This is a genomic window from Pseudomonas sp. FG86 (assembly GCF_057808775.1).
On the sequence record NZ_JBMDIS010000080.1, the window covers coordinates 1 to 20,082 of the forward strand.

The 20,082-nt window shown below is 57.5% G+C and carries 19 protein-coding genes and 1 pseudogene; 15 read left to right on the forward strand and 5 right to left on the reverse strand.

Features of this window, described 5'->3' with window-relative positions:
- The 3 genes and pseudogenes from ACODSV_RS29520 to ACODSV_RS29530 form a co-directional block, all read left to right on the forward strand.
- Positions 1-206 (forward strand): annotated as a pseudogene (locus ACODSV_RS29520) (hypothetical protein); the annotation flags it as partial.
- A gap of 61 nt (positions 207-267) precedes the next feature.
- Positions 268-1,440 (forward strand): DUF3800 domain-containing protein, encoded by a 1,173-nt coding sequence (locus ACODSV_RS29525; RefSeq protein ID WP_038443871.1) that lies wholly within the window; start codon positions 268-270, stop codon positions 1,438-1,440.
- A complete protein-coding gene (locus ACODSV_RS29530) occupies positions 1,433-1,969 on the forward strand; it encodes a hypothetical protein (RefSeq protein WP_038443873.1) in 537 nt (178 codons plus the stop codon). Before ACODSV_RS29525 ends, ACODSV_RS29530 begins: the two co-directional genes overlap by 8 nt.
- A gap of 268 nt (positions 1,970-2,237) precedes the next feature.
- Here the strand turns inward: ACODSV_RS29530 and ACODSV_RS29535 are convergent, their stop codons facing one another.
- A complete protein-coding gene (locus ACODSV_RS29535; protein ID WP_044271727.1) occupies positions 2,238-3,677 on the reverse strand; it encodes a hypothetical protein in 1,440 nt (479 codons plus the stop codon).
- Complete coding sequence (locus tag ACODSV_RS29540) at positions 3,674-4,660, reverse strand: nucleoid-associated protein (protein WP_038443875.1); 987 nt, start codon at positions 4,658-4,660, stop codon at positions 3,674-3,676. Before ACODSV_RS29540 ends, ACODSV_RS29535 begins: the two co-directional genes overlap by 4 nt.
- A 329-nt stretch (positions 4,661-4,989) precedes the next feature.
- On the opposite strand from ACODSV_RS29540, the gene ACODSV_RS29545 reads away from it, so the two are divergent.
- A complete protein-coding gene (locus ACODSV_RS29545) occupies positions 4,990-5,619 on the forward strand; it encodes a hypothetical protein (RefSeq protein WP_034139560.1) in 630 nt (209 codons plus the stop codon).
- A 563-nt stretch (positions 5,620-6,182) separates the two neighbouring features.
- Positions 6,183-7,943 carry an arsenical pump-driving ATPase gene (arsA, locus tag ACODSV_RS29550; RefSeq protein ID WP_150095309.1) on the forward strand — a complete coding sequence of 587 codons (1,761 nt, stop codon included), beginning with the start codon at positions 6,183-6,185 and terminating at the stop codon, positions 7,941-7,943.
- 62 nt (positions 7,944-8,005) lie between these two features.
- Here arsA and ACODSV_RS29555 read toward each other — a convergent pair whose 3' ends face one another.
- Positions 8,006-8,431: a VOC family protein gene (locus tag ACODSV_RS29555; RefSeq protein ID WP_024077733.1), complete on the reverse strand. Its 426-nt coding sequence runs from the start codon at positions 8,429-8,431 to the stop codon at positions 8,006-8,008.
- Positions 8,432-8,543: 112 nt separating this feature from the next.
- Here ACODSV_RS29555 and ACODSV_RS29560 point away from each other — a divergent pair, with 112 nt between their 5' ends.
- The 10 genes from ACODSV_RS29560 (at position 8,544) to pqqE (ending at position 18,368) form a co-directional block, all read left to right on the forward strand.
- Positions 8,544-9,413, forward strand: coding sequence for a LysR family transcriptional regulator (locus ACODSV_RS29560; RefSeq protein WP_150054471.1), 870 nt, complete (start codon positions 8,544-8,546; stop codon positions 9,411-9,413).
- Positions 9,414-9,460: 47 nt separating this feature from the next.
- Complete coding sequence (locus ACODSV_RS29565; RefSeq protein WP_024077735.1) at positions 9,461-9,907, forward strand: Lrp/AsnC family transcriptional regulator; 447 nt, start codon at positions 9,461-9,463, stop codon at positions 9,905-9,907.
- Positions 9,908-10,074: 167 nt separating this feature from the next.
- Complete coding sequence (locus ACODSV_RS29570; RefSeq protein ID WP_150054475.1) at positions 10,075-11,757, forward strand: flavin monoamine oxidase family protein; 1,683 nt, start codon at positions 10,075-10,077, stop codon at positions 11,755-11,757.
- 10 nt (positions 11,758-11,767) lie between these two features.
- Positions 11,768-12,562 (forward strand): carbon-nitrogen hydrolase family protein, encoded by a 795-nt coding sequence (locus tag ACODSV_RS29575; protein WP_150054470.1) that lies wholly within the window; start codon positions 11,768-11,770, stop codon positions 12,560-12,562.
- A 48-nt stretch (positions 12,563-12,610) separates the two neighbouring features.
- Positions 12,611-14,992, forward strand: coding sequence for a pyrroloquinoline quinone biosynthesis protein PqqF (gene pqqF, locus ACODSV_RS29580; RefSeq protein ID WP_150054469.1), 2,382 nt, complete (start codon positions 12,611-12,613; stop codon positions 14,990-14,992).
- 159 nt (positions 14,993-15,151) lie between these two features.
- Positions 15,152-15,226 carry a pyrroloquinoline quinone precursor peptide PqqA gene (pqqA, locus tag ACODSV_RS29585; RefSeq protein WP_003194766.1) on the forward strand — a complete coding sequence of 25 codons (75 nt, stop codon included), beginning with the start codon at positions 15,152-15,154 and terminating at the stop codon, positions 15,224-15,226.
- A gap of 71 nt (positions 15,227-15,297) precedes the next feature.
- Positions 15,298-16,209 (forward strand): pyrroloquinoline quinone biosynthesis protein PqqB, encoded by a 912-nt coding sequence (gene pqqB / locus ACODSV_RS29590; RefSeq protein ID WP_150054616.1) that lies wholly within the window; start codon positions 15,298-15,300, stop codon positions 16,207-16,209.
- Between the two features lie 11 nt (positions 16,210-16,220).
- Entirely contained in the window at positions 16,221-16,973 is a 753-nt protein-coding gene (gene pqqC, locus ACODSV_RS29595) for a pyrroloquinoline-quinone synthase PqqC (RefSeq protein WP_024077740.1), read from the forward strand.
- Complete coding sequence (gene pqqD / locus ACODSV_RS29600; RefSeq protein ID WP_024077741.1) at positions 16,970-17,245, forward strand: pyrroloquinoline quinone biosynthesis peptide chaperone PqqD; 276 nt, start codon at positions 16,970-16,972, stop codon at positions 17,243-17,245. Before pqqC ends, pqqD begins: the two co-directional genes overlap by 4 nt.
- Complete coding sequence (gene pqqE / locus ACODSV_RS29605; RefSeq protein ID WP_150054615.1) at positions 17,187-18,368, forward strand: pyrroloquinoline quinone biosynthesis protein PqqE; 1,182 nt, start codon at positions 17,187-17,189, stop codon at positions 18,366-18,368. Before pqqD ends, pqqE begins: the two co-directional genes overlap by 59 nt.
- 5 nt (positions 18,369-18,373) lie before the next feature.
- Here the strand turns inward: pqqE and ACODSV_RS29610 are convergent, their stop codons facing one another.
- The gene (locus ACODSV_RS29610) at positions 18,374-18,532 is read right to left on the reverse strand and encodes a YqaE/Pmp3 family membrane protein (protein WP_024077743.1); all 159 of its coding nucleotides are present in this window, start codon (positions 18,530-18,532) and stop codon (positions 18,374-18,376) included.
- Positions 18,533-18,714: 182 nt separating this feature from the next.
- Complete coding sequence (locus ACODSV_RS29615; protein ID WP_024077744.1) at positions 18,715-19,983, reverse strand: aspartate aminotransferase family protein; 1,269 nt, start codon at positions 19,981-19,983, stop codon at positions 18,715-18,717.
- Positions 19,984-20,082: the final 99 nt, after the last annotated feature.

Genomic DNA, 20,082 nt, shown 5'->3' on the forward strand with positions numbered 1-20,082 from the left:
AATGGGCGGTCACGATGTACCGAAACGGGCGGTCACGATGGGCCGAAATACGCAGCTCAGCGCATGCCCAAAGCTACGTGGTCACCATGAAGGTGACGACTACGGGCACTCAGAAGACCCTCGACGTCTTGATCCGAAATGACGTGGTCATCAACTACACGTTCAGCGAAGGCCCCGCTCCAGGCACTACCACTGCGACGAACTAAGTTCGCCACCTTGTCATTGGGCGACCCGCCGCGCTCAGTACGTTGTTGATGGAGCAAGCTCATGGACAGAACATATGCCTTCGTGGATGAGTCCGGGAATTCCGACCTAGATACGTCAAAGGGTGGAAGCTCGGGCTTCTTCATCGTCTGCTCCATTCTAGTGGCAGAGAAAGACCTGGAGGCTGCTTATGCCCAAGCTGAAGCACTCCGCGAGCGGCATTTTCAAACGGGCGAGATCAAATCCAGCAATCTTAAGCCCAAGGATTCAGATCGCCGTGCCCGGATCCTAAACGAGCTAGCCGATCTGCCATTCAGGCTCTATTTCACCGTCGTTGATAAGTCCCAAATTCGCAAAGACGGTGGCCTTCGTTTCAAGACCTCATTCATAAAATATGTGAATGGGTTGCTCTATGAACGTTTGTTCCGCGCATACCCAGACCTCCAGATGATCGTAGACGAGCATGGTGGCCAGGAATTTCAGGAGAGCCTCAAAAGCTACGTTTCAGAACGGTTCGTCGATGACCTATTTGGCGATAAAGATGCCTTCCAGACGATGGCCAGTAAGGACAACGTCTTGGTTCAGGTTGCAGATTTTTTTGCTGGCTCAGTCGCTCAGATCTACGAAGAGAAAGCATCGGAAGAAGCAGTTCTTGCCTACAAAAAGATTCTACGAAGCCTGACCCTTGGAATGCTTGAGTGGCCATCCAAGTACCAGTCTCTTCTGCCGCCGCCGGCGGATGAATCTGGGTATGCAGACTACCAGGTACACCAAGAAGCTCTCCGCCAGGCTGACCTTTTTAGCGAAAGGGCTGGTGAGCACCCTAATGAGGATGAGCGCCTGCAGCTGAGCATCTTGCGGTTCCTGAGATTCCAAAGCGAATTCGTCACCAAAGACTACGTGCCAACCGCAGAAATAGTCGGCCACCTAAAAGATAGCGGCTTCGGAGATATCAACGACCAGAGGATCCGCTCCAGCGGCATCGCCAAGCTTCGCGATTCGGACGTGATTATCACAAGCGCGGCCAAAGGCTACAAAATTCCTCAGACACGGGCTGACATCAACGAGTTTCTGGAAAGGGCGTCAGGCATAGTCGTCCCTCTGCTGGAACGTGTCAAAAAGGCTCGAGAGGTGTATCGGCTGAGTAGTCGAGGAGAATATGACATCGTGACTGCAGCCAACCTGACTGAGCTAGCCAAGCTGCTCGCTGCGCTCGAGGCATTTGCAGATGACTGAACTCAGTCATGGCCAGGAACCTCACCAGGCTGCATTGATCCAGGATGAAATCCTAGAGATCTTGAAAGAAGCCAAGGTGCTTGCACGTAGCTTCTATCGCCTGACCGGCAAGCCGCTGGGCATAACAGGCGAGGTCGCAGAGTACGAAGCTGCTACTAGACTCGGCCTGTTACTACATCCTGCAAGGCAGGCGGGTTACGACGCTACAGAGGCGCTGGAAGATGGCGTCGCGAGAATCCAGATAAAGGGCCGCTGCATCCTCAACCCACGAAAGATTACGGGCCGAATGGGGGCAATTGATCTACGACAACCCTTCGATACTGTGCTCTTGGTGCTGCTTGATTCTGAGTTCAACGCATTTGCAATGTACGAAGCGAGTCGTGCCAAGGTAGAGTCAGCACTGACCCTGCCTGGCTCGAAAGCCAGAAATGAACGGGGAGCGCTGGCGATTAGGCAATTCATGTCGATAGCTACCTTGCGCTGGGCTCGCCATGAGGCCAGCGAATCAGAGAATCTACTTCCCTCCTAGAATCGAGCGCTAGTGGTATGTTGCTCTGAGATACATATTTAATGTCCCCAATAAGGCACATTAACCATCATTTTTAGGCTTAATGGCCCTATTTGGGGACATTAAACTGAGCAAAGGAATGCGGACAATGATGGCTATAGCCCCCTACCTCACCCGACTATCTTCTGATTTGGAAGCAAGCCCCTAATGGTTCCTGGCATAGCTTCTAAATATCCGCGTAGTAATACTGCACCATAAAGATTCAACCGTAGGTGCATTTATAGTTTTACTAAAAAAAAGCGGCGATGTAGTTCCAGACGCAGAAAAAATAATAATCGATGTGATTCGCTACAAAGTTAGGTGCCGCAAGCGATAGGAAGTAGTGAACAATGGCTGCGTATAGACAGAAACACACAGTCCAAGCGAGCCAGTAAACGGTGCGTCCGGACGATATAGGTTTTTCAACCAAGCGCTTCCAGTCTTCGGCAGACATAAAGTTGTAGATCTTCTTCCGCCACCCTTCTCTACTGCTGTCAGCAAGACTGTTAAAACGCAAGGTTGATAGAGTGTTGATAACTATGCTCAATATGAGAAGTGCAGAGACACCAAGATACAGAATCGTGGTAGCTGTATCGGCCACGCCTGCAGTCGCTATCGGAGTCTTGAGAGCTAAAACAACACCCGCAACCGCGAAATCACGCCAAAGAGCTGATATTAAATCCCTTGTCGCAGTTTGTGTCTTATTAACCTCGTCCTGCAAACCCTTGCGCAGATCCCCTAAGCTTTTGACAGCCTCCTTGCTTTGATCCTGGAGATGAAAGGCGAACGCTTCCTTGGCCCCCGAGAGGCTATTTTTTAAGAGTGGCGTTGAGCCAGAGGGCCACGTCGTCCCACTGTTCCAGTTGATAGCAATGTGGTTGTTGAAAAGTTGGAATTTCGTTTCACACTCCCTAGGGGTGGAGTAGATCCACTGGCAGGTGTCGTGAAGCATCTCAAAATTGATATCAGCCCAGTTAATAGGCTGGTCTATAGCTATGGGGAGTGAGCGCCCGCCTCGAAATATTACATGAGCCTCATCATCTTCCTTGCGAATCTCGGCTGGCAAGCAAAAGGAAAGCTTTTCCACCGCCACGCGTTTCCAGGCTGTAAAAGGTTCGCTTTCAGCAATTGGCTCAGCAGTCAGCAGCCATGGCTCAAGCGACGGGGGGGTAAGGGAGTGGGTAAGATCCCGTACCATTTTCCAAGGTTTTTCAGGATGTTGAGTGGCGGTCGGTAAATTTCTATCTCCACCCATTTCTTTCACTAGGAACTGATGAGTGGAAAATTCAAAGGTTTCACCTGCAACCCACACGCACATTTTTTTCTGTGAGTTCTGTGCTGAAAATTGGTTTGTCCTCAACCAGTTTTCGAAACCTTTTAAAGTTAGGAAATAACACCAGTCATCATCCGTTGGCTTCTCCAAGATGACTGTCAGTCTGTCATTTTCCACATCCTCCAAATCGAAATCTTTGATCTCGATGCTGTCGGAAACTTCTCCAAAAAGCTCCATCTTTCCGATGCCCACAGAACAAACACGCTGGGCAAGATCTTTCAATTCTCGAACAAACCCGGAAGATGTAACGCTTACTTCATCAATTCGAAAAATATGCGTAGTTTCAACCTGCGCAGAACCACCTGACGCCGTAAGTCGCTCAAAGAAGCTGCGAAGTTCCAGCGCTAGCTGTTTCATGATTCACGCAAGCGACTTGTACGAATAGTAATAACAGTTTCATCCTTTCCATTTTCTATAGTTAAGCTTCCCTTTGCCCGCGCAGGCATATTGATGGTTATGCCTTCACTTGTTACGTATTTCTTTGCCTCATTGGTAGGTAGCTCTTCCTCATCATAGGAGAACACCTCACCAGTCAAATTTAGGCTTTCCAATTCTTTGTCAAAGGTCGCTCGGATTTCATCTTGGCCATTGATGCCAAAAAAATCTGTGAAGAATTCGTCGACTTCAAAGTCTTTACGCTTTTTCGCAATCTCAACGACTTTCTCAGCGACCTTCGATGTGATAGCAGGCGGCAGATCACCCAGATGTGTCCTTACAGTTTTTTTGATTGCCTTAACCAAATCTACCGTCATTTCCTTTGAGTTCCGGAGGCGCTCTACTCCCAGGAATTCTTTGAAGAAATCACTGATTCCTGAGCGGCTCATTTTATCAATGATCACTACTTCTGAGTCTTTGGAATCCAAATCAATAAGAGCTGATTTCTGCAACGCTTTTGGTGATTCAGTAAAGTTGTTAGTAACTGCCTGAAGTATTGCCTGGGCGCCCTTAGTTTCAAATGTCACGACTTTTTCAGAGTCGTACTTGATTAAGGAATAAAACTTTTTAGCCCCTGTAATTAAACCAATTACAATCAACACGCCTGACTTCATCCGTTTATCACCAAGGCGATGAAATTGCCGCGCCAAGCTCTTGGAGATATCGACAAAATTCGACTCGCCCTTTTCCCAACTATTCAATTTGGCCTTTACTTGAGATATTTCAGCGAAAGAGAATTTATTGCCCTTGAGGGTTTCTTTGATGCGGTCAATGAAGAACGGCTCGAAGGTGCTTAAGGGGGTGTCGTCAAAAAGGATCGGATCATCGGCTCGATGATGCACCACGTGAAAAATGAAATTCTCGATTTTCAGGGCTTCGATTTCTTTATCCGTAAGAGTGGCCAAGTTAAATCCTCATCCTTGCTGGTGGCGACATGACATTAAGCATTGATGTAAGCACCTTTTCAGCGTTATGCCTAGCGTCCCCCGCAGGGCATAGCATACGAATCACTGTATGAATATACACCTACAGAAAGCGGCTGGCTGCCGTTTGGCCCCACCCAGGATCACTTGTCCGATGGAAGGCTCACTGGTAAGCGTGTTTAAGCGTGCATGAACGCTGAGCACTGGGTTACATTTTTCGAGAATCTTTTTATGCTTTTATAGAAAAGCAATAATTGCTTTTATTTTATTGCTATGGGATGCTTCTTAGCATCTGACAGGAGATCCATCCCATGAACGACATTATTTCGCTCATCGAAAACGCAGCAAAGACGAAGAATGACCTGGCGTCCGCATCTATCCGCATGCCCAAGGAGCTCTACTCATTTATCGAAGGTCTGGCTGATCAGCTCGATCTGAGTCGCCAGGAGACAATGCTGAAACTGCTAGAGAAGGGGGTTGAAGCTGCCAAGGCGGCTCTGAAGCTTGATGACAAAGAGCAGGCGGCAGTAGACATCGAGTTACTCGAACCGTCGAGCTTCCACCTTCTGAATACGAACAAGCGTCACTCATTGGAAGACCATGACCGTATGCTGAGCGAGGGTAGCGCAGCAGCTTTTTATGCCCCTTGGAAGTACAACATTGACCGTATAAAGAAAGGTGACGTGGTCTTCTTGTACGAAAATGGCAAGGGGATCGTCGCCTTCGGCCAAGGTACTGGCGAAACTGAAAAACGTGAGCATCACGGCTATCTCGAAGAGTGCCATTTTCAGCGACTGATGGATTTCACCATCTTGGATAAGCCGATTTCGGCTGCGGAGATCAAGAAAGCGGTACAGAAAAATGTCGTCTTCTTGCGCACGATGTCTCCCATGCCCGATGGCCAATTGCTGCTGAATCTGATCCAAAAGCGCTCCGCATGAAGCCTGGTGGGCGTAGTCAAAACAACCATCCCAACAGGGGCTAGGATCGGCTCAGTACGCTGCAGGGGTAGCCAACCGCACAGGCTCAATCTCTCCCTAAGTCCGCTCAGCCCATCTCTGAAGGATGGAATGATAGGAAGTCGTATAAATACAACACTCGGGTTGTATTTATAGAAATATGACACGACAATAAATGAACGCCAGCATTCCCCAGTGTCTACTGACGATTGACAAGATCAAGACCGGACGGACAGTATCCGGACGAACAATTCACGCACCACATAAAGGTTCAAGTCCGTGTGGGCCCACCAACTCCAAAGCCGCGCATTGCGCGGCTTTTGCGTTTCTGGCGTATCGACCTCATATACAGTCCAACGGTCCAAGTGATCGTGACCGAAGGTTATCGCCGGAGGAAGAACACCTTCTGCTCGCCGCCGTGAATCGACATAGCAACCCTATGTTGGGCTAAACCTGTCCGCTTGATTCATAAAATAAACTGGAGGTGCAGAACACCGGTCTAAACTCTGAGCCTCAGTTGTGCTCCGCGGGGAGGCCAGCACGCCATGCGACCCACCATCAAACTGCTCGATCAACCCACCAAATATATGTTCTTCACTGGCAAGGGCGGAGTGGGCAAAACGTCGGTCTCCACTGCGGTATCAATCGCTTTGGCTGATGCAGGCAAGCAGGTGCTGTTGGTTAGTACAGACGCCGCCTCGAACCTTGATGAGATGCTCGGTGTCGAGTTGAGCAATCAGCCTGTAGCAGTGTCGGAGGTGCCTGGGATGTTCGTGCTGAACATCGACCCCGAGGCCGCCGCCATCGACTACCGAGCCCGGGTAGTCGAGCAAATGGGCTCCCAGGCCAGCGATCAGGATATTGCTCTGGTACGCGAGCAGCTTTCGGGGGCATGCACGACCGAAATCGCAACCTTCGATGAGTTTGCCCACCTCCTGTCAGAAGGCGCAGCAGCCTACGATTATGTCGTGTTCGATACCGCGCCCACGGGGCACACGCTTAGACTGTTGAGCCTGCCAAAAGCGTGGAGCGGTTTTTTGGAAGGCAATGACCGTGGCGCGTCATGCCTGGGGCCGCACTCGGGTTTGAAAATGCAGGAGCAGCTTTTCAAGCAGGCGTTGGCGGCGCTCAACAATTCAGCCCTCACCACCGTTGTGCTAGTCACTCGCCCTGACAAAGGCGCGCTCGACGAGGCTGCGCACTCCTCCGACGAGCTCCGTGAGTTGGGTCTGGTCAACCAGCGTTTAGTGGTAAACGCGGTGTTCAAACGCAGCGATTTGAATGACCCGATCGCAGCAGCGATCGAGGCTGTTGGCCAACGGGCGCTTGACCAGATGCCAGCTTCACTGCGCCAGCTTTCAGCCGACTATATTTCGCTCAAGGCCGTAGATTCCGTTGGTTTGCCCGCGCTTCGCGGACTGCTTGCCCCGGAGCCTGCCAGACCAACAAGTACTGCAACTCAAGCGCCCTCACGCCTGGAACATCACACGCTCTCGGAGCTGATCGCCGAGCTTGCGAATGATGAACGCGGGTTGATCATGGTCATGGGCAAAGGTGGGGTTGGCAAAACCACTATTGCCGCCGCCGTCGCCCTGGGCCTGGTGCAGCACGGCAAGTCCGTGCACCTAAGCACCACTGACCCTGCGGCGCATCTGGCCGTGACCCTCAATGCCGATGTGAAAGGGCTTAGCGTTGGCCGCATTGACCCTAAGGTCGAGACCCAAAAATACGTAGACAAGATCGTGGCGTCCCGCGCGCCGACCCTGACGGAAGCTGAAATAGCCTTGCTCATCGAGGACCTTCGCTCCCCCTGTACCGAAGAGGTCGCCGTCTTCCACGCGTTCTCCCGCGTGGTTTCTCAAGCCAGGACCTCGTTCGTGGTACTGGACACCGCCCCCACGGGGCATTCCTTGCTACTGATGGATGCCACAGGCGCCTATCACCGCCAGATGCTTCGGGAATTCAAAGGCCGAGCCTCGGACCATATCGTTACGCCATTGATGCGCCTGCAAGATGCCAACTACACCAAAATTCTCCTTGTGACGCTGCCCGAAGCCACACCTGTGTCTCAGGCGGCAGCGCTGCAAGATGACTTGCGCAGGGCCAACATCGAACCGTATGCATGGGTGGTCAATAAGTCACTATTGGCTACAGCCACCACCGACCCGCTGCTGCGCGCGCGCCTGGATAGCGAGCAAAAACAGATGACGCGAGTAGCCGACCAAACCAGCCATGCTGTCATTGTGGTTCCCTGGACGGCGGAGCCGCCTGTTGGCGTCGCTGCGTTAAAGCACCTGCTGGATTGATACGCCAGCGTCGGCTCGACGCTGCGTCTCTACTGGAAGAAAGACCGTGCGAAATACAGTCATCACTTCGCAAACAACTGCCCCATATCCCGAAACGCCTTGAACTCCAGCGCATTCCCGCACGGATCAAACAGGAACAACGTCGCCTGCTCCCCCACCTGCCCCTTGAACCGAATGTGCGGTTCCAACACAAACTTCGTCTCCCGCGCCTGCAAACGCTCGGCCAGGGCATGCCAGTCTTCCCAGCCCAGCACCACGCCAAAATGCGGGACCGGCACGTCGTGGCCGTCCACTGCATTGGTATGCGCCGCTGCTTGAGAGGCGGTTTTCGGGTGTTCGTGGATGACCAATTGGTGGCCGAAGAAATTGAAGTCAACCCAGTGCTCGCTCGACCGCCCCTCCTCCAGGCCAAAGACTTCAGCGTAGAAGTGCCGCGCGGCGGCCAGGTCGAATACCGGGATTGCCAGGTGAAAAGGAGCCAATGCCATCAGGTCAAACCTCTGTGGGTATTAGATGCGTCGAGTTTAGCCTTGCTCCAGATGATGAAAAGACGATAATTTTTGCGCCGAGCTCAAATTATTTCGATGAATCGAGACGTCCATGCTGCGTGAATTGAAGACCTTTATTGCGGTAACCCGACATGGCACGTTTGCGGCGGCGGGCATGCATATCGGGCTGACGCAGTCGGCGGTGAGTGCACAGATTCGCCAGCTGGAGCAGGTGCTGGGGATGCAATTGTTCGACCGCACGGGACGCCAGGCCACCCTGAATGCCGCCGGCATTCGCGCTTTGCCGCTGGCCAAGGAAATCCTGGAGACCTTCAACCGCATGACGGTGCCGGTGGATGCCAACGAATACCGGGGCGAGTTGAAAGTCGGCGCGATCACCACGGCGCAGACCGGCCTGTTGCCTCAGGCGCTGGTGCGCTTACGCCAAGCCGCGCCGACAGTGGAATGCAAATTGGTGCCCGGGGTCTCCCTTGAGCTGCTGAGCCAGGTCGACGCCGGCGAGCTGGACTCGGCGATCATCATTCGCCCGCCCTTTGACTTGCCCAAGGAGTTGCATGTACGCGTGCTGCGCAAAGAACCGTTCGTACTGATCGTGCCTCAGACTATCGACGGCGATGACCCTTTGCAATTGCTCGGCACACAGCCACACGTACGTTATGACCGCGCTTCGTTTGGGGGGCGATTGGTCAGCCGATTTCTGCGTGAACAAAAGATAGAGGTACAGGTAGCGCTCGAGCTGGATGAGCTGGAAGCCATCGTGAAGATGGTCGAGTGCGGCCTGGGCGTGTCGTTGATTCCCCAGGCGGGCCTGTGGCTGGAGCGCTCGCCCAAGGTGCGGATTATCCCGCTGGGTCATCTGACCTTTTACCGCGAGATCATCCTGTTGAGCCGCTACAGCCAACGCCACCTACCGGTGCCGCAGCTGTTCGCCCGCTGCCTGCTCGCCGACGCAAGCCTGTAACATGCCACCCCATTGCCGCCCCATTGCCGCCCGTATCGGAGCCTCCCTTGCACGCCCTAGATGAAATCGATCGCCAATTGATCGCCGCTTTGCAGATCAACGCTCGCGAAAGCGTCGCCATGCTTGCCCGGCAGTTGGGTATCGCGCGCACCACGGTGACGTCGCGCCTGGCGCGCCTGGAAAAAACCCAGGTGATTACCGGTTACGGCGTGCGTCTCGGCCAGCGCGTTGTGGATGGCGGTTTGCAGGCTTATGTCGGCATCACCGTGCAGGCACGCTCAGGCAAGGACGTGCTACGCAGGCTCAGCGCCATGGCTCAGGTCCAGCAGCTATGCGCCGTGAGCGGCGAGTTCGATTACGTGGCCTGGCTGCGCACCGATTCGCCGGAGCAGTTGGATCAACTGCTGGACCAGATCGGCAGCGTCGACGGCGTGGAGAAAACCACCACCTCGATCATCCTCAGCAATAAATTGGACCGTGGCCAGCCAATCTGACCAGCCACTTCGTCATATTGACCAAAAACAATCCAAACCGACGACAGTTTGCGTCTTATTAACGAGCGCTACGCTGCCTAAACTGGCTGCCATCTTTTCCTATACTCAGCGGGTCGCTTCCCGTCGAGTCGTCAGTAAGGTCAGCCATGAGCATTCCTTCCAGCACCATCAGCAAAACCAACCGCCACCCGGTCGACGGCAAGAAGCCCATCACCATCTTCGGCCCGGACTTCCCGTTTGCCTTTGATGACTGGATCGAACACCCAGCAGGCCTGGGCAGCATTCCCGCAGCCAACCATGGCGCCGAGGTGGCGATCGTCGGCGCCGGGATTGCCGGGCTGGTGGCCGCTTATGAACTGATGAAGCTGGGTTTGAAGCCCGTGGTATACGAAGCCTCGAAGATGGGTGGCCGCCTGCGTTCCCAAGCCTTTGAAGGCGCCGAAGGCATCATCGCCGAGCTGGGTGGCATGCGTTTCCCGGTATCGTCCACGGCGTTCTATCACTACGTGGACAAACTGGGCCTGGACACCAAACCCTTTCCCAACCCGCTGACCCCAGCCTCCGGCAGTACGGTGATCGACCTGGAAGGCCAGACCCACTACGCACAAAAGCTCTCTGACTTGCCGGCACTGTTCCAGGAAGTGGCTGACGCCTGGGCCGATGCCCTGGAAGCCGGTTCGCAGTTCGGCGATATCCAGCAAGCCATCCGCGACCGTGACGTGCCACGCCTCAAAGAACTGTGGAATAAACTGGTGCCCTTGTGGGACGACCGCACGTTCTATGATTTTGTCGCCACCTCCAAGGCGTTCGCCAAATTGTCGTTCCATCACCGCGAAGTGTTCGGCCAGGTCGGTTTCGGCACGGGCGGCTGGGACTCGGATTTCCCCAATTCCATGCTGGAAATCTTCCGCGTGGTGATGACTAACTGCGACGACCACCAGCACCTGGTGGTCGGCGGCGTGGCGCAAGTGCCCATGGGCATCTGGCGCCATGTGCCGGAACGTTGCGCCCATTGGCCAGCGGGTACCAGCCTCAGTTCATTGCACAGCGGCGCGCCACGGGCCGGGGTCAAGCGCATTGCCCACGCGCCCGGTGGCCGGTTCGCAGTCACCGACAACTACGGTGACACCCGCGAATACGCGGCGGTACTGACCACCTGCCAGAGCTGGTTGTTGACCACCCAGATCGAATGCGATGAAACCCTGTTCTCGCAAAAGATGTGGATGGCCCTCGACCGTACGCGCTACATGCAGTCGTCGAAAACCTTCGTGATGGTCGACCGCCCGTTCTGGAAAGACAAAGACCCGGAAACCGGCCGCGACCTGATGAGCATGACCCTCACCGATCGCCTGACCCGTGGCACTTACCTCTTCGACAACGGCGACGACAAGCCGGGCGTGATCTGCCTGTCGTACTCGTGGATGAGCGACGCCCTGAAAATGCTCCCGCAGCCCATCGACAAGCGGGTGAAGCTGGCCCTCGACGCGCTGAATAAGATCTACCCGAAAGTCGACATCAAGGCGCGCATCATCGGCGACCCGATCACCGTGTCCTGGGAAGCCGACCCACACTTCCTCGGGGCCTTCAAGGGCGCGCTGCCCGGCCACTATCGCTACAACCAGCGGATGTACGCGCACTTCATGCAGAAGGACATGCCCGCCGAACAACGTGGGATTTTCATCGCCGGCGACGACGTATCCTGGACCCCCGCCTGGGTGGAAGGCGCCGTGCAAACCTCGCTGAACGCGGTGTGGGGCATCATGACCCACTTCGGTGGCAGCACCCATCCAGAAAACCCAGGGCCGGGTGATGTGTTCGATGACATCGGGCCGATCGCCCTGCCCGAGTAAGGAGTTGACCATGCGTGTCACCCTGTACCAATGCCCGCCCTTGCCCCTGGATGTGGCGGGCAACCTCAAGCGCCTGCACAAACTGGCGCATGAGGCGTCCGGCGCTGATGTGCTGGTGCTGCCGGAGATGTTCCTGACCGGCTACAACATCGGCGCCGAGGCCGTGGGCGCACTGGCCGAAGCGCAGAATGGCCCATCAGCCCATGCGATTGCCGAATTGGCACGCAGCGCCAAGCTGGCGATTCTGTACGGCTACCCGGAACGAGCCGAGGATGGGCAAATCTACAACGCCGTTCAATTGATCGACGCCAACGGGCAGCGCCTGTGCAACTACCGCAAGACGCACTTGTTTGGCGACCTGGATCATTCGATGTTCAGCGCCGGCGAGGATGATTTCCCGCTGGTGGAACTCAACGGCTGGACGCTCGGATTTCTCATCTGCTACGACCTGGAGTTCCCGGAAAACACCCGGCGCCTGGCCCTGGCCGGTGCCGAACTGATCCTGGTGCCCACGGCCAATATGGTGCCGTTCGACTTTGTTGCCGACGTCACCGTGCGGGCACGGGCCTTTGAGAACCAGTGCTACGTGGCCTACGCCAACTATTGCGGGCACGAAGGCGAGATCCATTACTGCGGACAAAGCAGCATCGCCGCGCCCAATGGCCAGCGCATCGCCCAGGCCGGCCTGGATGAAGCCTTGATTGTCGGCACGCTGGAACACCAATCGATCCTCGACGCCCGCGCCGCCAATCACTACCTGCAAGACCGTCGCCCCGAGCTCTATGGCACGCTGTACAAGCCCTGACCTGATGGGTTTGCTAGCATAGGCGCTTCCTACGTTTCGGAAGTGCCCATGCCTGCGCCGGTCCATCCTCACCACTCTCATCTGACCCTGGCCAATGGTTTGCGGGTTTCCCTGCGTCATGTCCCGCGCCTGAAGCGCTGCGCGGCGGCCTTAAGAGTGGCTGCCGGCAGCCATGACGTCCCCTTGGCGTGGCCAGGCCTGGCGCATTTCCTGGAACACTTGCTGTTTCTGGGCACGGTGCGGTTCACGGGTGACGAAGGCCTGATGAGCTACGTGCAGCGCCACGGCGGCCAGGTCAACGCCAGCACGCGCGAGCGCACCACGGACTTTTTCTTTGAGCTGCCGGTATCGACCTTCGACGATGGGCTGGAGCGGCTGGCGGACATGCTGACTCACCCGCGCCTGATGCTGGAAGACCAACGGCGCGAGCGCGAGGTGCTGCACGCGGAGTTCGTCGCCTGGTCCGAGGATGCCAACGCACAGCAACAAGTGGCACTGCTGCAAGGCGTCGCCGCCAATCATCCACTGCGGGGTTTTCACGCCGGCAATCGCGATAGCCTGCCGCTGGAAAGCGAGGCATTCCAGCACGCGTTGCGGGGATTTCACGCGCACTTCTATCGAAGCGGGCAGATGACGTTGAGCCTTGCCGGCCCACAATCCTTGGAGCAACTGGAAGCCTTGGCGCAGCGGTTCAGTGACGCACTGACATCGGGGCCCCTGCATCCGCAGGACGCCCCACCCGCCTTGATGGCCGGCCTGGCGCGCGGTTATCAACACACTGCTGGCAATCACCTGCATCAGGTCATCACCTGCGCAGCACCCCGCGAAGCGCTGGATTTCCTGTGCCTCTGGCTTAATACGTCGGCGCCGGGCGGTCTGCTTGCCGAAGTGAAAACGCGACAACTGGCCACCGCGCTGCATGCCAGCGTGGTTTATCACTTCAGCGGGCAAGCGCTGCTGGATATCGACTTTACCCTGGGCACCCAACGCGGCTCGGCACCACAGATCGAGACACTGCTGCACGACTGGCTGAGCTTTTTCGCGCACAGCGACTGGACACCCTTGCGCGAAGAGTTCGCCTTGCTGAACGCGCGCCAACAACAGACCCTGAGCGCACTCGCCTTGGCGCGACATGACAGCGACGGCCTGGAGCCACAACTGTCGGAACACAGCGCCACCGCCCTCAAGGCCATGCTCGACGCCCTGCAACTGGCGCCCTCCCGGCACACCTGGCAGCTCCCGCCGAACAACCCGTTCCTGCGCCCGCCTGCCAGGGACGAACGCGCCGGTTTGATCCGTGGCCAGACCAGCGCCCATCGCGGCTTACGCACCTTCGCCCAGGACCGTTCACGGGGGCGCAGGGAAGTGTCGGCACTGACCTTCAGCCAGGCCCTGGCGGATGACAGCGGCGAAGGCGCTTTGTACCTGCACTGGCGCTTTGATTCTTCCGTGCCAGCAGGGCTGGAAAGCACATTGCAGCCCTTGCGCACGAATGCCCGCCAGGCCGGGGTCGAATTGTCTTTCGAAACGACCGGCAACGATTGGCTGCTGAAAATGGTCGGCCTGCATGAGCCCATGCCGGCCGTGCTGGAAGCGTTGGCACATCGCCTGCACCAGCCGTTGGAGGCGCCCTGCGCCCAGCCCACTATGATCGCGATTCGAACATTGCTCAGCGCCCTGCCGGCGTGCTGCGCCGGCAGCCCGCCCAAGGCCGGTGAGCCATCGGCGTCGTGGGCCAACGCGCGTTGGCACGGGCTGGGCTGCGGTTTGCCCGCCGCGTATGAAGCGGCGATCAAAACCGCTGCCGCTCGCTTGCCCGGGCAGCCCGTTAACAGCGAGCACGTCCCCCCAAGCCTCAGCGGTCAACAGCTGTGGCATGAGGTAAAGACCGATTCCAACGACGCCGCCTTGCTGCTGTTTTGCCCGACACCCACATATTCCCTGGCGGATGAAGCGTCATGGCGACTGCTCGGGCACTTGCTCCAGGGCCCGTTCTATCAACGTCTGCGCGTTGAATTGCAGCTGGGCTACGCCGTATTCAGCAGTGTCCGACAAATCAACGGGCAAACCGGCCTGTTGTTGGGGGTGCAGTCCCCCAGTGTTTCCCTTGAAGCGATCGTTGATCACTTCCAGGCGTTTCTTGCCCAACTGCCGGCATTGATCGACAGCAACGACGACCTGGGCCAGCAACCCTTGGCGCAACAATTCACAGCGCAGGCGCTGCCCATCGCCCAAGCCGCCGAACTGTTGTGGCACGCGCGCTTGGCAGGCCATCCGTCGGATTACCTCTCGCAGTTGCAACAAGCAATCCTGACCCGCACCCGCGACGACCTGCAGTACGCCGCCCAACAATTGCAGGTCGCCGCGGGCGGCTGGCGCTGCGTCGCCAATGGTCCGCGCATCAATGCTGCCTGGCAGACGGTGCAGTGATCATTGCCGCCCCTGCAATAGGCTTTTTCCACCAAGACAGCGCTAACTTAAAAAGAATTCGGTAACATTCCCACGCACACATCTGAACATCTCCGACTGGAGGTGGACTATATGTATTACTTGGTAGTAAACGTCCCATCCCTTCGTAGGAGTAAGAATATGACCTGGTCCAAACCTGCTTACACTGATCTGCGCATCGGTTTCGAAGTGACCATGTACTTCGCCAGCCGCTGATTGGCTGGGTAAGATTACGCCTCGGCTCGTCCGGGGCGTTTTTGTTTTCAGCTTTGCTTGATGGAGCGGCCATGTTTGTCCAGATTCTAGGTTCCGCCGCCGGCGGCGGCTTCCCGCAGTGGAACTGCAACTGCGTGAACTGCGCAGGCTTTCGTGACGGCAGCCTGCGGGCGCAGGCACGTACCCAGTCGTCCATCGCGATTTCCGACGATGGCGTCAATTGGGTGCTGTGCAATGCTTCGCCGGATATTCGCGCGCAACTCCAGAGCTTCGCGCCCATGCAGCCCGGTCGCGCGCTGCGCGATACCGGCATCAGCGCAATCATCCTGATGGACAGCCAGATCGACCACACCACCGGCTTGTTGAGCCTGCGCGAAGGCTGCCCGCACCAAGTGTGGTGCACCGACATGGTCCATGAAGACCTGAGCAGCGGCTTCCCCCTGTTCACCATGTTGACCCACTGGAACGGCGGCCTGGCCTGGAACCGTATCGAGCTGGACGCCAGCTTCACGATCCCGGCCTGCCCCAACCTGCGCTTCACCCCGCTGCCGCTGCGCAGCGCCGCGCCCCCCTATTCGCCGCACCGCTTCGACCCGCACCCCGGCGACAACATCGGCCTGATCGTCGAAGACCTGCGCACTGGCGGCAAACTGTTCTACGCCCCAGGCCTGGGTAAAGTCGATGCGCCGCTGCTGGAGATCATGGCCGGCAGTGATTGCCTGCTGGTGGATGGCACGATGTGGGACGACGATGAGATGCAGCGCCGTGGCGTCGGCACCCGCACCGGTCGCGAGATGGGCCACCTGGCACAGAACGGCCCCGGTGGCATGCTCGAAGTGCTGGAACAATTGCCGAAGCAGCGCAAAGTGCTTATCCATATCAACAATACCAACCCGATCCTCGATGAAGACTCCCCCGAACGAGCGGAACTGGTGCGGCGCAATGTCGAAGTGGCTTACGACGGCATGAGCATTGAATTGTAGGAGCTGACGACATGACTGACACACCGTTGACACCCGTCGAATTCGAGCACGCCCTGCGGGCCAAGGGCGCCTTCTACCATATCCATCACCCATACCACGTGGCGATGTATGAAGGCCGCGCCACCCGCGAGCAGATCCAGGGCTGGGTCGCCAACCGTTTCTACTACCAGGTGAATATCCCGCTGAAAGACGCCGCGATCCTGGCCAACTGCCCGGACCGCGAGATCCGCCGCGAATGGATCCAGCGCCTGCTCGACCACGATGGCGCCCCCGGTGAAGATGGCGGTATCGAAGCCTGGCTGCGTTTGGGCCAGGCTGTCGGCCTCGACCCGGACCAACTGCGCTCCCAGGAACTGGTGCTGCCCGGCGTGCGCTTTGCGGTGGACGCCTACGTCAACTTTGCGCGCCGCGCCAGCTGGCAGGAAGCCGCCAGCAGCTCGCTGACCGAGCTGTTCGCACCGCAGATCCACCAATCACGCCTCGACAGCTGGCCACAGCATTACCCGTGGATCGACCCCACCGGCTACGAGTATTTCCGCACCCGCCTGGGCCAGGCCCGACGCGATGTGGAACACGGGCTGGCGATCACCCTGCAGCACTACACCACCCGTGAAGGCCAGGAGCGCATGCTGGAAATTCTCCAGTTCAAACTGGACATCCTGTGGAGCATGCTGGATGCCATGAGCATGGCCTACGAACTGAATCGCCCGCCGTATCACAGCGTGACCGAGCAGCGGGTCTGGCATAAAGGGATCGCCCTATGAGCTTTGATCGCAGCAAAAAACCGACCTGGCGCCAGGGCTACCGCTACCAGTACGAACCCGCGCAAAAAGGCCATGTGTTGCTCTACCCCGAAGGCATGATCAAGCTCAACGACAGCGCCGCGCTGATTGGTGGGTTGATCGACGGTGAGCGCGACGTGGCGGCGATCATCACTGAGCTGGATAAACAATTCCCCGGTGTGCCTGAGCTGGGTGATGACATCGAGCAATTCATGGAGGTCGCCCGTGCTGAGCACTGGATCACCCTTGCCTGAAAAACCGGCGATCGGCCTGCCGCTGTGGCTGCTCGCCGAGCTGACCTACCGCTGCCCGTTGCAATGCCCGTATTGCTCCAACCCGCTGGACTTTGCCGAGCAAGGCAAGGAGCTGAGCACCGAGCAGTGGATCAAGGTGTTTCGCGAGGCTCGTGAGATGGGCGCCGCGCAACTGGGGTTTTCCGGCGGTGAGCCGCTGGTGCGCCAGGACCTGGCCGAGTTGATCGCTGAAGCGCGCAAGCTGGGCTTCTACACCAACCTGATCACCTCGGGTATCGGCCTGACCGAGCAGAAGATCAGCGACTTCAAGAAAGCCGGCCTGGACCATATCCAGATCAGCTTCCAGGCCAGCGACGAACAGGTAAACAACCTGCTGGCCGGTTCTAAAAAAGCCTTCGCGCAAAAGCTGGAAATGGCCCGTGCAGTGAAGGCGCACGGCTACCCGATGGTGCTGAACTTCGTCACCCACCGGCACAATATCGACAAGATCGACCGCATCATCGAGCTGTGCATCGCGCTGGAGGCGGACTTTGTCGAACTCGCCACCTGCCAGTTCTACGGCTGGGCGCAGCTCAATCGTGTGGGCCTGTTGCCGACCCAGGAGCAACTGGTGCGCGCCGAACGCATCACCAACGAATACCGCGCCAAGCTCGAAGCCGAAGGCCACCCGTGCAAGCTGATCTTCGTCACCCCGGATTACTACGAGGAACGCCCGAAAGCCTGCATGAACGGCTGGGGCAGTATCTTTCTGACGGTAACACCCGACGGCACCGCCCTGCCTTGCCATGGCGCCCGACAGATGCCGGTGCAGTTTCCCAATGTGCGCGACCACAGCATGCAGCACATCTGGTACGACTCCTTCGGCTTCAACCGCTTTCGCGGCTATGACTGGATGCCCGAGCCGTGCCGTTCATGCGATGAAAAGGAAAAGGACTTCGGCGGCTGCCGCTGCCAGGCGTTCATGCTCACGGGGGATGCGAGCAATGCCGACCCGGTGTGCAGCAAGTCCGAGCAACACGGCATCATCCTTCAAGCACGGGAAGAAGCCGAACATGCCACCCAGACCATCGAGCAACTGGCCTTTCGCAATGAGCGCAACTCACGGCTCATCGCAAAAGGCTGACGACCTCAGCGCTTGGCGATGATGTACACGGCGTGGATGATGCCCGGGAAGTAACCGCACAAGGTCAGCAGGATGTTCAGCCAGAACGCGCCGGCAAACCCCACTTGCAGGAACACACCCAGTGGCGGCAGCAGAATGGCGATGATGATACGAATGAAATCCATGGGTCAGCTCCAAAAAGTCGGCTCGTGTGAGCCGTGTAGCTAATCGACCTTGGGGGTTCGTGAGGGTTCAGTGGGATCTGGCACCGGGCCATACCGAAGTGCACAGTCAAAAAAACGCCCCCAGCCGAAAAAATCAGGCTGGAGGCGACGCGTAGACCGCGAGACGGTTCAGGAATAAGGGGTTAAACGGCGATGCCCTTGCGGCATTGCAACTGCGCGGTGCGCACGCGGGAGAAAGCGCGGGCCAGGCGCAGGAGCATTTCGTCGATATTGCTCTTGCTCACGGTCAACGCCGGCGTGAAGCGCAGGCAGTCGGGCTGCGGGGCGGTCAGGATCAAGCCTTCATGAAGTGCAGCTTTTACTACGGCGTCCGCAGAGTCATCCGACAGCGTCAGCCCCCACATCAGGCCGTGACCGCGCAGTTCGCCGTGATCGTAGCGATAAGCCAGGCGGGCCAGGCCTTCACCCAGGTAAGCACCCGACTCGCGCACATGTTCAAAGAAGCCGTTCTCCAACACAGTATCGAGGACCGCGACACCGGCCGACGCCATCAGCGCGTTGCCATGATGGGTGCCTTCCAGCTCCCCCACTTCAAAGCAACAGGCTTTGCCCCGCGCCAACAGCGCCGCCAACGGTACGCCGCCGCCCAGGCCTTTGCCGAGGGTAACGATGTCGGCCCGCACGCCGTACTGCTCTTGCGCGAGCAAGGTGCCGCAACGGCCGACGCCGGTTTGCACTTCGTCGAGGATCAGCAGAATCCCCAGCTCACGACACAGGCGCTCAACGCCTTTAAGGTAGTGATCGGTCGCCGGGATGACCCCGGCTTCACTCTGGATCGGCTCCAGCATGATGGCGACGGTGTGTGCATCGACCGCGGCGTGCAAGGCCGGCAGGTCGTTGAACGGCACATGGCTGAAACCCGGCAACTGCGGCTCAAAGCGGTTTTCCTGGGTGCTCGCCGAGGCCGACATCGCCGCAAAGCTGCGACCATGACAACCGTTGCTGGCACTGATGATTCGATACGCGCCACCGCGATACAACTGCCCCCATTTGCGCGCCAGCTTGATCGCCGCTTCGCAGGCTTCCGCGCCACTGTTGAGCAGGTACGCCTGGTCGCTGCCGGTGCGATGACACAAGCGCTCGACCAGAGTGAGTTGGGCGCGATTGTGCAGGGCATTGCCGGGATTGATCAGGGATTGGGTCTGATCAGCCAGGGCCTTGATCAGGACCTGTGGGCTGTGGCCGAGGCTATTGGCGGCACTGCCCTGGCTGAAATCCAGGTAGGCACGGTCATCGCTGTCCCACAGCCAGGATGCCTGGCCACGTACAAAGACTTGTGGGGGGCGTGCCACGGTTGGCATCAGGCATTCGCCGGGGAGATCTTCATGGGGCGCGTCCAGGATCAGGTCATCCAGGCTCGCCGCGGGGCGACGCAAATTGAACAGGTTCACACTTTACCTCCCATGGCAACCACGCCTTGGTCGGTCCCACCGGCAAAACCCCACGAGAGGTTTTTTGCCTTGCCTATGCAAATACCATCAACATAAACG

Coding starts and splice junctions, on each gene's coding strand:
- ACODSV_RS29525 (WP_038443871.1), top strand. CDS start 268: ATGGACAGAACATATGCCTTCGTGGATGAGTCCGGGAATTCCGACCTA.
- ACODSV_RS29530 (WP_038443873.1), top strand. CDS start 1,433: ATGACTGAACTCAGTCATGGCCAGGAACCTCACCAGGCTGCATTGATC.
- ACODSV_RS29535 (WP_044271727.1), bottom strand. CDS start 3,677: ATGAAACAGCTAGCGCTGGAACTTCGCAGCTTCTTTGAGCGACTTACG.
- ACODSV_RS29545 (WP_034139560.1), top strand. CDS start 4,990: ATGAACGACATTATTTCGCTCATCGAAAACGCAGCAAAGACGAAGAAT.
- arsA (WP_150095309.1), top strand. CDS start 6,183: ATGCGACCCACCATCAAACTGCTCGATCAACCCACCAAATATATGTTC.
- ACODSV_RS29555 (WP_024077733.1), bottom strand. CDS start 8,431: ATGGCATTGGCTCCTTTTCACCTGGCAATCCCGGTATTCGACCTGGCC.
- ACODSV_RS29560 (WP_150054471.1), top strand. CDS start 8,544: ATGCTGCGTGAATTGAAGACCTTTATTGCGGTAACCCGACATGGCACG.
- ACODSV_RS29575 (WP_150054470.1), top strand. CDS start 11,768: ATGCGTGTCACCCTGTACCAATGCCCGCCCTTGCCCCTGGATGTGGCG.
- pqqF (WP_150054469.1), top strand. CDS start 12,611: ATGCCTGCGCCGGTCCATCCTCACCACTCTCATCTGACCCTGGCCAAT.
- pqqB (WP_150054616.1), top strand. CDS start 15,298: ATGTTTGTCCAGATTCTAGGTTCCGCCGCCGGCGGCGGCTTCCCGCAG.
- pqqC (WP_024077740.1), top strand. CDS start 16,221: ATGACTGACACACCGTTGACACCCGTCGAATTCGAGCACGCCCTGCGG.
- pqqD (WP_024077741.1), top strand. CDS start 16,970: ATGAGCTTTGATCGCAGCAAAAAACCGACCTGGCGCCAGGGCTACCGC.
- pqqE (WP_150054615.1), top strand. CDS start 17,187: ATGACATCGAGCAATTCATGGAGGTCGCCCGTGCTGAGCACTGGATCA.
- ACODSV_RS29610 (WP_024077743.1), bottom strand. CDS start 18,532: ATGGATTTCATTCGTATCATCATCGCCATTCTGCTGCCGCCACTGGGT.